We start from the raw sequence: 12905 nt of genomic DNA, 5'->3' as shown, positions 1-12905 counted from the left end.
AGCAATGACAACTCTCCATTCAGCCAACACAGTTATTAAATGCACTGACCTAGGAAAGTGCTATCAAATTTATGACAGTCCCAAGGCCCGTCTCAAACAGGCCCTTTGGAGAGGAAAAAAACAATATTATAAAGAATTTTGGGCACTTAAAAATATCAATTTTACGGTTAAACGTGGCGAAAGCCTTGGCATCATTGGCCGCAATGGTAGTGGAAAAAGCACACTCTTACAACTCATCTGTGGCACTCTCACTCCTACAGTAGGAACAGTCCACGCCCAAGGCCGGATCGCAGCTTTACTCGAGCTTGGCAGTGGCTTCAACCCAGAATTCAGCGGATTAGAGAATGTTTACCTCAATGCCTCAATGCTCGGACTTAGCAATGAGGAGATATACGCAAAACTAGATGATATTTTAGGTTTTGCTGATATTGGTGAGTTCATTCATCAACCAGTCAAGACCTATTCCAGTGGAATGTCAGTAAGGCTGGCTTTTGCTGTGATCGCCAACGTAAATGCAGACATTCTTGTCATTGATGAGGCGCTGGCAGTTGGTGATGCAGTTTTCACACAACGCTGCATGCGATTTATTCGAAAAGTAGAGGAAGAAAAATGCTTGCTTTTTGTAAGTCACGACGCTAATGCCGTTAAAAGCCTATGCAGCCATGCACTTTGGCTATTAAAGGGATCAAAACAATCATACGGAAAGTGCAAAACAGTTACACTCGACTATCTTCGGTATTGCACAGCAACAAGCTATGGAGAAGAAACAGAACTAATAGCGGTTGGAGAAGAAACATCAACTGCAAAGGTGCAGGATGATCAATCGTTATATTGTGAGGATAGCTTTCAAGCAGACAATTGTTATGACTACTGCACAGAAACAATATCCTTGGATAATTTGCCAAACGCAAATGGCTGGAAAACTGGACAAGCCGATCTCATCGAGGTCTCTATAAGATCCATCGACGCGAAAAACAATGATGATAATATTTTGAAAGGAGGGGAACAAGTTGAAGTGGTAATTCGTGCCAAAGCTAATAAAGCCATTAAGTCACCAGCACTAGGTTTCATTCTAAAGAACAGACTTGGACAAGATTTATTTGGAGAAAACACTCTGATCACTCGAAAAAACGATACAGTGATCTCAGCAATGGCTGGGGATGAGCTCAAAGCAGTCTTTAAATTAGTTTTCCCAATGCTCCCCTCAGGCGAGTATACATTGACGGCATCGATAGCTGATGGCGACTCAAATTCGAATACACAGCATCACTGGCTAGAAGATGCAGTATTGTTGACAGTATTAACAAGCAAGGTTCGACATGGACTAGTAGGAGCATTCATAAATGACGTAAAACTTACAATCAAGGCAGGGCCGTAAAACGCGCAGTCATTATTAAACCAAAACAGGTTCACCTTCAGAAGTACATGACCATTGACAACAATCACTCCGATAACATGGATCAACAAATGCTCTCAAGTCGCTGGAAACAGATTTCTGCACTTGATTTATGGCACAAACAAGTTGTCCAGCATCACCAGGAAAGTTATAAAGGTATAGGTCTTGCGAAATTTCCCCAAGATCTATGGAGCTATGAAAAATTAATAGTTTCATCTAAGCCAAAAGCGATTATAGAGATTGGAATAAACGAAGGAGGATTTACTCGCTGGCTATACGACAGGTTACTTCTGGCTTCATGGGAGGAGCCGGAACATGAACATATTTTGATTGGTCTTGACCAAAATATCGAGAATGCCCGAAAAAACCTCGCAGAAGCAATTAAAGCATTTGAGGGGCGTGTGAAAGTTCACCTAATTGAATGCAACTTGCTAGACAAGCAATCTTTAGACAACGCAAAAAATAAAATTATTCACTTGATCGATGGCAAACCATCGCTAATTATTGAGGATTCAGGTCACACCTATGAGACCACCATATCGTCTCTAGAGGCATTTTCAGGACTGCTGCAACCTGGAGAATGGTTTGTTGTAGAAGATACATGTGTTGATATTGAGGATCTTCGCGAATCAGTTGAGTGGCCGAGAGGCGCACTTAAAGCAGTTAATGAATTTTTGCAAAAAAATTCCAGATTCGAAAGGACGTCGCTCAATGAAATGTATACGATTACCTGCCACCCCTTCGGATTCCTTCGTAAAAAATAATTACAACTAACTTATGGCGCATTTAGAGCAAATTCAGTTTTTCGAACGTCTGCGACTTTGTTACCCCATTTATTTTGTCCAATCAAATAAGATCCTAGAAATAGGCAGCCAGAATATAAACGGATCAGTTAGAGATTTTTTTAAATTCTCTACAGAGTATATTGGAATTGACTTAGGTATTGCTGACGATGTCGACTGGGTAATACCAGGCGAGTTTATTGAGCTACCAACAGCATGGTCGGATGTAACAATTTCGACAGAATGCTTTGAGCACTGTATGAATTGGCCTGATGTGCTTTCGAACATGATTCGAATTACACGTCCAAAAGGTTTGGTTATTATCACCTGCGCTGGGGCGGGCAGACCCACACACGGTACTTTGGACTCAGAGATAGATAGCTCAAGCTCACCTTTTACATCTGATTATTATAAAAATCTAGGAGTAAATGACATTGCAAGTGCAATATCATTAGAAAAACTTTTTGAGAATCACGGCTTTGAAGTAAATTCAAAATCACACGATTTGTATTTTTGGGGGATCCGTTCAGAAGTAACAATCAATGAAATAGATGGGTACTGGGAAGACACTTTGTCGAGATTAGCAAGGGCTCAAGGGCAGATAGGACAAGCTGCAGCAAGACAAGCTGCTCTCAAATCAGAATTGGAAAAAGCCAAATGCGAAGCTGAACAATCTAAAAAGGAAGCTGAACAAGCCAGGGCCGAAGCTAGACAAGCACAGGCTATTACCCAACAAGCACAGGCTGAAGCTCAACAAGCGAGGGCAGAGGCTGAACAAGCGAGGGCAGAGGCTTAACAAGCGAGGGCAGAATTAATGACAATAAAACAACCTAAATCGTGGGCCCTAACAAAACCGGCAAGGAAAACATTCGATCTCTTAAAAAGAGCAATTAAGGGCTCTTGAGCAGGAACGAAGAGACCGAACTCTAAGGAATTATGAATGATCTACTAAGTAGAATTATTCATGATTCAACAAGATATCACCAAAACGCCGCTCCACGCCTGCTAAATTTAACAATATAAGTATTGCCATCAGCTCTCATTGAGCCAAAAGCATAAAGACAAACCACAGACTAAGGCAATCTCACTTCCGGATGATCCTCGAGAGGCAACATAGCAAGAACCAAAATCATCGCAAACTCTACTCAAAACAAATGCATAGAAGCATGAAAGCACTACTTAATCCTTATGAATATCAAATCTAATTCCTCAACATCTTCAAGAAGACAGCCAAGGATCCAGTCGCGGAGGACTCGCTAAAGACATAGGAGAATTAAGTGAAAATGGATTATAATTCAAGCAGAGGTTAGGATTATAGGCCGGATCATGAAACAATTGATCCGACCATTGTTGCTTCATCCAAGCCACTTCGGTCGCGAAGCGTTCCGCTTTCGCGCCACTCAAATCATCACCACGACTGACAGATTCATGGTGAATCAAGACCGCCTCAGGAGCGTAAATGTTATGCAAGCCAAGCTCACGTAATTTCAGGCAAAAATCCACATCATTAAACGCCACTTTGAGATGCTCCTCATTCAAGCCACCCACTGCTTCATAATGGCTACGCCGTACCAGCAAGCAAGCCGCAGTAACGGCAGCCATCTCTTGAGTCAACTGTGCACGATAAAAATAACTAGGATGATTTTCGGGGATACGATGGTGAGCATGGCCAGCCACGCCTCCTGCACCGAGCACGACACCCCCATGCTGAATGGTGCGGTCTGGATAGAGCAGTTTCGCCCCCACAGCACCTACCCCGGGTCGCAGCACCTGGACCACCATCTCCTCCAGCCAACCAGGATCAATCACCTCGATATCGTTATTGAGCAGGCAGATCAACTCACTGCTGGTGTGCTGAACCGCACGGTTGTTTAGCGCTGAATAGTTGAACGGGCTGGGATCATGCAACACCTGGATCCGACCCTGCTGCTCCAAATCCGCCAAAAATTCCAAGGTGGAAGGCTCATCAGAGCCGTTATCCACCACCACTACCTCAAAATCTGGGTAGCACGTGCGCTCCAAAAGGCTAGTAAGGCAAGGGCCCAGCACCTCAATGCCATTACGCGTGGGGATGATCACACTCACCCGAGGAGCGGGATCCGGCAAAGCCAGCTTTGCGCGGAATCCCACCTCGCTCCAACTCAGATTCTCCAGCGCCAAACCAAGGCGCTGGATGTGCTCAGTGATCGCACGTTCTGCGGACTCCACGGCATACGACTTAGCACTAACACAGCTGGCAGTGCTCTGACGGTGCACCCGCCAGTGGTAAAGAACCCGCGGAATGTGCACGATCTGCTGCCGATCCAGCTGTTCGCTGCAACGCAGCACGAGATCGTGGTCCTGAGAACCTTCAAATCCCTGGCGGAATCCACCCACCTGGCGGACCAGATCTGTGGAATAAACACCTAAATGACAGAACATATTCTGCGCCTCCATCAGCACAGGGTTCCAATCACCCTTGAAATAGGGGTCAAACAACACACCATCCAGACCAATCTTGTCTTCGTCTGAATAAAACAACCGAGCATCGGAGTGATCCGTGATCGCCTTTGCTACCCAGATCAACGCCTCATCCGGGAGCAAATCATCGTGATCTAAAAGAGCCATCCATGGGGCATCAACCAGCTCAAGTGCGCTATTGGAGCTTGCGCAAATATGCCCATTGTGCTCACGGAAGACCACCTGGATGCGCGAATCGGCCGCCATCGCGGCCTCCAACAAAGGCCGAATCCTGGGATCAGTAGAGCAATCGTCTGCAATGCAGAGCTGCCAGTGGGGGTAAAGCTGAGACCGAACCGAATCGATCGCTTCTTGCAACCACTCCGGCTTCGGGTTAAAGACCGGCATCAGCACTGCGATAACGACCGGCTCCTGCAGCGACTCAGACCAGGCTGCCATCGCTACTTTTTCCTGATCTGTCGTACCAAATTGGTCTCGCCAATCCTGGTAATTCGCGCTGCTCGAAGAGAAACGCAAAGGATCTGTGACGCGCCGTAGCCGATGCAAGCTGGAACGAGGTCCTTCCTTGATCGCTCGCCAGACAAACCGCGGCAGCCGAAACAGCACATCAGGTTCTCTTTGAATGACTCTGGCCGAAGTGAACAAACGGCGAAGCAGAGCGTGAGCCTTCATCAGTCAGTTTGAGATATCAAACCTTAGTCCTGACCTTGCCCCCTTGCACTGCCCTTCTCGTGACCGCTCCCATGACATCCGCCAAAAATCTATGCGGCAACAAACGCAGAGGTACACGCAACAGCATAGAGCGAATCACACACCAAATCGGCATCAATCCGCTGCGCCCACATTGAAGAAGAAAGAGAGCCTCCGCCTTCGCATAGCCCCAGCCATGGCGACGGCCCAGGTGAGCCGGACCCACCCGAGCTAGCACCAAAGCCTCTGGAAGATTGGCCAGAGCACGAGGGCCATGGGCTTGCAACAAGCGCAACCAGAGCTCATAGTCTTCAAAGCCAGGAACCGAGCGGTAATTGCCGGCAGCAAGAACAGTGCTGCGGCGCAAGATCACCGATGGATGGTTGAGGGGATTGCGCAGCCGAGCGACCCGACTGATCTCTTCAGGGTCTATGGGCACCCAGCGCTGCAGCAGGAGCTGATTCGTGCGATCCATGAATTCGCTGATTGGTGTGCTCATCACCAGCACCCCGGGGTGCTGGTGCATCCAGCTCACCTGACGAGCCGCCCGTTCCGGCAGCGAGAGGTCGTCGGCATCGCACCGCAACACCAACTCCTCTTGGCAGTGGAGTAAACCCCTTGCCAGCACTGGCCCCACCCCCTCGGATCCCGGACCGAACACCAACTCGATCGGTAAACCAGACGTCACAAGGCACCGATGCAAAGCGGGGGGGGGAGTGCCATCGCAGCTGATCACAACCTGCTGAGGAGGCAGGGTCTGGCGCTGCAAACTGTCGAGCGCTTCCGCCAAGATCTCTGGCGCCTCCCACGGCGCCAACGGCATCAACACTGCGTAAGCAGAACGATGAACCATCAGAACGAATCGGCTGCCGGCAGTGGAGCGCACAAAGCGGCCAGGATCGCGGCGAGATTCTCGCGACGTCCTGGCTCACAAAGCACCCAGAGCCAGGGTTTAAGCAGCATCTTGATCGATTCTTTGCAGCGAAGATCCAGAGGCACTTCGGATTGCTGAAGCAGCCATCGCAAGTTTCGCAACTGGTAGTAGTGCCGAGTTGGGGAATACAGCTCCATCCCTAACCAACGGCATAGATGGTTGGGATGTGACCTACCAAACCGTTGCACCAGCTGCACCTCCGGATGCTGCAGTAAGCGGAAGCCCTGCCTGACCTGAGCACGAAAACACCAGCTGTGGTCAACAAAATCCACCACCAACCATTCATCCATAGCCCCAAGGCGAGGCCAATCCACCGCGCGAAACGTGGTGCCAGAACTGATCAACAGCCGAGTGAGGAGATATCCCTGCAAGCTGTTAGTACTGGCCATGGCATGCAAATGATTTCGGCGGCCATCCCAAATCAGAGGCCCCACCAGCAAGGCCGGCTGATCCAATCGCTGCCATGGCTCGCGCAGCCGCTGCAAATCCGTAGGAGTCAGACGGCTGTCTTGATCAAGCAGCGTGATCCAGTCAGCACCCTTTGCAATCGCCACATCCACTCCACGATTGAAGCCACCGGCGACACCTCCAACGTTGTGGTTACTAATAAAGTGCAGGCCCTGCTGAGATGGCTGCAACGCAGCAGGAAACTCCTTCAGATCGCTCGGGTTGTTCTGCACCAGCACCACGTACAACCCTGCCTGCTTAAGGGCCTGCACCCAACCTTCTAGATCGCTGGGTACTTCCCCGTAAAGAGGGATCACAACAGCGTGCATAGGCAAGCTCAAGCAACTGTGGTGCGAGTCACACCAATTCTCTGACCGCCATAACCAGCTCGACCGCGCACCTGCTGACACCAATCCAAATGATCGAGATACCAGCGCACGGTGGCCTCCAAGCCCTGCTCAAAGCTATGGCGAGGCGTCCAGCCCAGCTCGCCAGTAATCTTGGCCGCATCGATGGCGTAGCGCCGGTCGTGCCCAGGACGATCACTCACGCGAGTGATCAGTCGTGCATGCGGGGCAGCCTCGGGGCGAAAATCGTCCATGAAGGAGCAGATCGTTTCCACCACATCACGGTTGGTGCGCTCACTAGGCGTTCCATGATCACCAGCACCACCAACGCAATAACTTTCGCCGAGCTTGCCGCGTGTGGCGGCGAGGATCAGTGCCTCCACATGATCCTCGACGTACAACCAATCGCGCACGTTGGCGCCATCTCCGTAAAGAGGAATTGGCTCCCCGGCTACAGCCTTGAGGATCACCACTGGGATCAACTTCTCGGGGAACTGCCAGGGTCCGTAATTGTTGGAACAATTGGTCAGCACCACCGGTAGGCCATAGGTGTGATGCCAGGCGCTCACCAAGTGATCGCTAGCCGCCTTACTGGCCGAATACGGGCTACGGGGGTCATAGGGGGTGGTTTCTGAAAAGCGCCCGCTGGGGCCCAGCGAGCCAAACACCTCATCAGTGCTGATGTGGTGGAAACGAAAGCGCTCGCGCCGCTCATCCGGCAACTGCTCCCAATGACAGCGCACTGCCTGCAGCAGGTTGAAAGTACCCGTCACGTTGCTCTCGATGAAAGCCCCCGGCCCATCAATCGAGCGATCCACATGGCTTTCAGCCGCCAGGTGCATCACCAGGTCGGGATCGGCCTCTCTTACCGCCGACGCGGTGGCCTCAGCATCTGCCAGATCCACCTTCAGGAAATGGTGGCGCGAATTATTGCCGATGCTGCTCAGATCACTGGCATAGCCAAACTTGTCAAGATTAAAAACCTCAGCATCACTTTCGGCCAGCAAACGACGCACTACCGCACTGCCAATAAAACCAGCTCCGCCAGTGACAAGAACCCTTTTGATCCCTTCAGGTAAGAGAGCTGACGACACAGATTGACTCAATCAGATGGCAGGCTAAATCAAGCCTCAACGGCCTCCAGCCTTCAGCACTGTTTTGATCGTTTTCAACAAGATCAAGAGATCGAGCCAAGTGCTGAAGTGCTTCAGGTAATAAAGGTCATAAGAAAGCTTCAATTCGGAATCCTCCACACTGGCGGCATAGGGCGCATTCACTTGCGCCCAACCGCTTAGGCCTGGTCGCATCCAATGCCGCTTGCGGTAATGAGGAATTCGGAACTCAAGCTCATGCTCGTGCTCGGGCCTCTCTGGGCGCGGGCCAATCAAACTCATGCTTCCATTGAGCACATTCCAGAGCTGGGGGAGTTCATCGAGGCGAACACGGCGCAACCACCGGCCAATCGGCGTAATTCTCTGATCGCTAATTTCTGTCCAGCGAGCGGGTTCCGTTGCCGAAACAACATTCATAGTGCGCAGCTTATAGACAAAAAACGGCTTCCCAAGCCAACCACTCCGTTTCTGCATGTACATCACCGGTCCACGATCCTGAAGCCAAACCAAAACAGCCGATAGCAGCAGAAAAGGCGCAGTGAGTAGGAGCAAAAAAGCAGCCACAAAAACATCAGCTGCACGCTTCAATTGAGATTGAATATTGAAGGCCGAGGTCCAGGGGATCTCTCCATAACTCAGCCATGAATCTGGCAACAAGTCAGTGGGCAAACGCCCTTGATGGGTCTCGATTAAGCGAATGGGCGATAGCAATGAGATCTTTCGTGGATCGCAAGATTCAAGCTGCTCCATCAGGCCATCTGCCTCTGCAGCAATCCGCTGAGATGGTGTGATCGTCAACACAATCGACAGCGATTCATCACCCTGCAAGTGCTGCCGCAGACCAGCCAAAGATGTCATCTGCAATGGTTGCCGAGCAGGAATGGCCTGCCAGGCTTTCATAACAATCTCAGACTCCCGTTCAGGGCCTAACACGAGCAAAGCCGGCGCTTCTGGCAACAGCAGACCTTTGCCCAGGCCGATGCGAACCAACAGTGACCAAATCGTGACGGGGAGCATCCATGCCAATTGCACCCGTCTGTAGAGCAACCAAATCTCTTCACCAGGATTGAGTGCCCAACGAAAAACCGCCATGACAACAACTGTTGCCATGGCCGCCACGAATACACGCGGCAAAAGGCTGGGTAGCGGAACACGACGCCAGCGCAAAACCGTGTAACTGCCGAACAACCAACTCGACAACAAGTAGGTCGTCACTGATCCCATCAGCCAACCCCACTGCTTTTCAAGGCTCAGTTCAGCGGGAGACAGACCTACCAGAATCGGCAAAGAGATAAGAAACCACAGCACAACCAACTGGCCCACAACATCCAGCAAGGCAGCAATCAGCAGCAGCCTGCGTGGACTAGCTGTCCACATCTGCCATCACCCGATCCAAAGCCGAACGCCAGTGGCAAGCCCCTAATCCGAGCACTTCCCGGGTTTCTGTGCAATCCAGCAAGGAGTAGCTGGGCCGCTGAGCAGGAGTGGGGTAATCAGCGGCGGGAATCGGATTCACCTTCGCTGGCTGCTTTAACAAATTATTTGCCGCCGCGAGCTCACCGATCGCCACTGCGAAGTCATACCAACTCGCCGCACCGGCATCACTCCAATGCAAGGTGGAAGGAAGCGAATCCTGGCGTGGTTTGTCGATCACGGCCCAGCAGACAGCTGCGAGGGTTCTGGTACTCGTTGGGCAACCCACTTGATCAGCAACAACATTCAGCTGCTCCCGCTCCCGATGCAACCTGAGCATGGTGAGCATGAAATTCCGACCCACCGGTCCGTACACCCAACTCGTGCGCAGAACGCTTCCCCGACCCTCGGCACCAAGAACCTCTTCCACGGCCTGTTCTCCCTCTGCCTTACTGCTGCCGTACACCCCCAATGGCTCTCTTAGTTGATCAGCGCGGTAGGGAAAGCCCTGCCGCCCACTAAAGACAAAATCAGTACTCAGCTGGAGTAATGAACCGCCTGTCTCAAGCAGCGCTTCAGCGAAAGCCCTCGGTGCTCCAGCATTCACCGCATGAGCTAATTCCGATTCGCTTTCAGCGCGATCCACAGCTGTATAGGCACCGGCATTCAAGACCCAATCAGGCCTGTGAAACAGCACAGCTTCGCGGCAAGCCTGATGATCAGCAAGGTCGAGCGCTTGGATTCCCTCGCCACCGCTCCGACTGGTCGCAATCACTTCAAGCTCCTTCGACTTGGAGGCCAAAAGCGCTTGACCCAACTGGCCCTTTGCACCTGTGAGCAGCACCTTCATCAGAACAGGTCTCCCATGGATTCAGCAACTGAAAGCGACGGAGCTGCGGCATCCTTCTGGGCCAGAAGAGGCTGCTTCACACCAGCGCTCTCAAGCGGCCAATCGATGGCTAGCTGCGGGGCATCCCAGCGCAGACTCCTCTCACAATCGCGGTTCCAAAAGCCGCTGGCCTTATAAAGCACTTCAGCCTGATCACTCAGTGTGAGGAAACCATGCCCAAAACCAACAGGAACCCAAAGCTGCTGATGATTTTCAGCAGTGAGCTCCGCCGCCACCCAATGCCCGAAGGTGTCTGAACTGCGCCGTAAATCAACGGCTACATCAAAAATCGCACCAACGGTGCAGCGCACAAGCTTCCCTTGGGGCTCTGGTTCCAGCTGGTAGTGAAGACCGCGCAACACGCCGCGACTGGAGCGTGAATGATTGTCCTGACGGAACTCAACCTGTTTGGCATCAGCTTCGCTCCAACCACCCTCAACAAGCGCTGCAACAAAAGCCCGCTGATTCCAGCTTTCAAAGAAAAAACCACGATCGTCACCAAAAACGCGTGGCTTTAAAAGCAATGGGCCTTGAACCAAACCACCACTTCTGGTTGAAACGAGCTGTTCAACTTGCATGGTTCACCTCGAGATTGCGCTGCAGAGCGGAATGATCAGAAACCGACTCCTGCAGCAACTGATTTAGATAAATGCCGTAGCCACTCTTGAGCAAGGGCTGCGCCAAATGCTTCAGCTGATTGTTGTCAATCCATCCCTGGCGCCAAGCCACTTCCTCTGGACATCCCACCTTGAGACCCTGGCGGTGCTCAAGCGTTCGGATGTATCCACAAGCCTCATGCAAAGAGTCGCACGTTCCCGTATCCAGCCATGCCATTCCTCGACCCATCAACTCAACCCTTAACTGCCCCTCATCGAGATACATCTGGTTGAGATCCGTAATCTCCAGCTCACCGCGGGGGGAAGGTTTCACCCTTCGAGCCCTCTCCACAACTGTGTTGTCGTAGAAGTAAAGGCCCGTCACGGCATAACGACTTTTCGGGTGCTGAGGTTTTTCCTCAAGAGACAACACCCTGCCAGATGCATCAAACTCCGCAACCCCATAGCGCTCCGGATCACTCACCGGATAGGCAAACACGGTCGCGCCTTCGCAATTTTGATTGCTCCCCAGCAGTTGCGGAACTAAGTCATGCCCATGAAACAAGTTGTCTCCCAACACAAGAGCCGCAGGTGCTCCAGATAAGAAGTCAGCCCCAATCAAGAAGGCTTGTGCCAATCCGTCTGGAGAGGGTTGCACTGCATATTCAATCGTCATGCCCCAACGACTGCCATCCCCCAGCAAGCGCTCAAAGGATTGCTGGTCTTGAGGTGTGGTAATAACTAGTACCTTACGAATTCCCGCTAGCATCAAGGTGCTGAGCGGGTAATAAATCATCGGCTTGTCATAAACAGGAAGCAGCTGCTTGCTGACCGCCTGCGTCATTGGATGCAAACGGGTACCACTGCCACCGGCAAGGATGATTCCTTTACGATCCACGGCCAAGACAGGAAAACAAAAGGATCATAACTTTGACATCAAATCCGGAGAAAAAGCTTATACTCTTGTAAATTCAAAGTATCATTCGAGACGTTTGCTGACTACAATAGCACAAATGAAATTTAAGTTTATATAACGATCAATTGCTTGCAAATTTGAGCCGATCAAAGCAAGCCCGAAACCCTCTACTCAACACAAACATTCATTCAATGTACCATCATGATGGCCTACAAACAGTTCACAACAGCAGCTTTTTAGAAAATGCTGCATTCAAAGACGCCTATTCCTATACCAGAGACTTAATAGGGAAAGACTACGACTGGATGTGGAGAAACTACATTGGAATCAGTCTTGCCAGCAATGCTCGCCATAACTCATTAAATTTTGTTGAGTGCGGCGTAGGCGAGGGATGGATGAGCATCTCTATTCTCCGCTACTTTGCTAGAAACTATAACATTACTCCATCTATTACTCTTTTCGACACTTGGTCAGGCATTGATGAAAAAATAGTAGATCCGGAAGAAATTGATTATTGGGGATGCAGCGTCAAAGAACGCAAAGCCGCATACATTTATGAAAACTCATCTTTTACCGAAACACGCGATAGAATTCTTAAAACCGCTTTACACCCCCGAAAGATTGAATTTGTTCAAGGCTCTATTCCTAAATCTCTTACCGGCGAGGTCATCAATAGAATCAACGGGAAGGGGCCTGTCAGTTTTTTGCATATAGACATGAATAATTCGGTGCCAGAAGTGTCTGCGATGGAGAAACTATATCCGATAGTATCAAAAGGCGGAATTATTCTCTTAGACGATTACGCCTACGTAGGCTATGAATTCCAAAAACAAAAGATTGATTTATTTTGCGATAGTATCAGCATCGATCATCCCATCGCCCTTCCAAGCGGTCAAGGATTATTGATTCGCACAACATAGGAG

12 protein-coding genes are annotated in these 12905 nt (G+C 50.6%); 4 read left to right on the top strand and 8 right to left on the bottom strand.

Annotated elements, in window-relative coordinates; genetic code table 11:
- Positions 1-4: 4 nt before the first annotated feature.
- From SynSYN20_RS00490 to SynSYN20_RS00480, 3 genes are read left to right on the top strand one after another with little or no spacing between them, the layout of a single operon-like run.
- Entirely contained in the window at positions 5-1378 is a 1374-nt protein-coding gene (locus SynSYN20_RS00490; protein WP_186524289.1) for an ABC transporter ATP-binding protein, read from the top strand.
- A gap of 47 nt (positions 1379-1425) precedes the next feature.
- Positions 1426-2160, top strand: a complete 735-nt coding sequence (locus SynSYN20_RS00485) for a CmcI family methyltransferase (protein ID WP_186524288.1) — start codon at positions 1426-1428, stop codon at positions 2158-2160.
- A gap of 13 nt (positions 2161-2173) precedes the next feature.
- Entirely contained in the window at positions 2174-2974 is an 801-nt protein-coding gene (locus SynSYN20_RS00480; protein WP_186524287.1) for a hypothetical protein, read from the top strand.
- Positions 2975-3396: 422 nt separating this feature from the next.
- Here SynSYN20_RS00480 and SynSYN20_RS00475 read toward each other — a convergent pair whose 3' ends face one another.
- Genes SynSYN20_RS00475 through rfbA form a run of 8 tightly spaced genes read right to left on the bottom strand, consistent with a single transcriptional unit; the run spans position 3397 to position 11964 of the window.
- A complete protein-coding gene (locus SynSYN20_RS00475; RefSeq protein ID WP_186524286.1) occupies positions 3397-5310 on the bottom strand; it encodes a glycosyltransferase in 1914 nt (637 codons plus the stop codon).
- 16 nt (positions 5311-5326) lie between these two features.
- On the bottom strand, positions 5327-6181 hold the full coding sequence (locus SynSYN20_RS00470) for a glycosyltransferase (RefSeq protein ID WP_186524285.1): 855 nt from the start codon (positions 6179-6181) through the stop codon (positions 5327-5329).
- On the bottom strand, positions 6181-7050 hold the full coding sequence (locus tag SynSYN20_RS00465; protein ID WP_186524284.1) for a glycosyltransferase: 870 nt from the start codon (positions 7048-7050) through the stop codon (positions 6181-6183). The genes SynSYN20_RS00470 and SynSYN20_RS00465 overlap by 1 nt, the downstream gene beginning before the upstream one ends.
- Complete coding sequence (gene rfbB, locus SynSYN20_RS00460; RefSeq protein WP_186524283.1) at positions 7047-8150, bottom strand: dTDP-glucose 4,6-dehydratase; 1104 nt, start codon at positions 8148-8150, stop codon at positions 7047-7049. The genes SynSYN20_RS00465 and rfbB overlap by 4 nt, the downstream gene beginning before the upstream one ends.
- Before the next feature lie 36 nt (positions 8151-8186).
- Positions 8187-9545, bottom strand: coding sequence for a sugar transferase (locus tag SynSYN20_RS00455; RefSeq protein WP_186524282.1), 1359 nt, complete (start codon positions 9543-9545; stop codon positions 8187-8189).
- Positions 9532-10431, bottom strand: coding sequence for a dTDP-4-dehydrorhamnose reductase (gene rfbD / locus SynSYN20_RS00450; RefSeq protein WP_186524281.1), 900 nt, complete (start codon positions 10429-10431; stop codon positions 9532-9534). The genes SynSYN20_RS00455 and rfbD overlap by 14 nt, the downstream gene beginning before the upstream one ends.
- Positions 10431-11048, bottom strand: coding sequence for a dTDP-4-dehydrorhamnose 3,5-epimerase (rfbC, locus tag SynSYN20_RS00445; RefSeq protein ID WP_186524280.1), 618 nt, complete (start codon positions 11046-11048; stop codon positions 10431-10433). The genes rfbD and rfbC overlap by 1 nt, the downstream gene beginning before the upstream one ends.
- The gene (gene rfbA / locus SynSYN20_RS00440; protein ID WP_186525348.1) at positions 11038-11964 is read right to left on the bottom strand and encodes a glucose-1-phosphate thymidylyltransferase RfbA; all 927 of its coding nucleotides are present in this window, start codon (positions 11962-11964) and stop codon (positions 11038-11040) included. Before rfbA ends, rfbC begins: the two co-directional genes overlap by 11 nt.
- A gap of 209 nt (positions 11965-12173) precedes the next feature.
- Between rfbA and SynSYN20_RS00435 the strand changes: the two genes are divergently transcribed.
- Entirely contained in the window at positions 12174-12902 is a 729-nt protein-coding gene (locus tag SynSYN20_RS00435; protein ID WP_186524279.1) for a class I SAM-dependent methyltransferase, read from the top strand.
- Positions 12903-12905 lie beyond the last annotated feature (3 nt).

It is taken from the genome of Synechococcus sp. SYN20 (genome assembly GCF_014279555.1).
Taxonomy (GTDB): domain Bacteria; phylum Cyanobacteriota; class Cyanobacteriia; order PCC-6307; family Cyanobiaceae; genus Synechococcus_C.
This window is presented reverse-complemented; position numbering and strand designations above follow the sequence as displayed.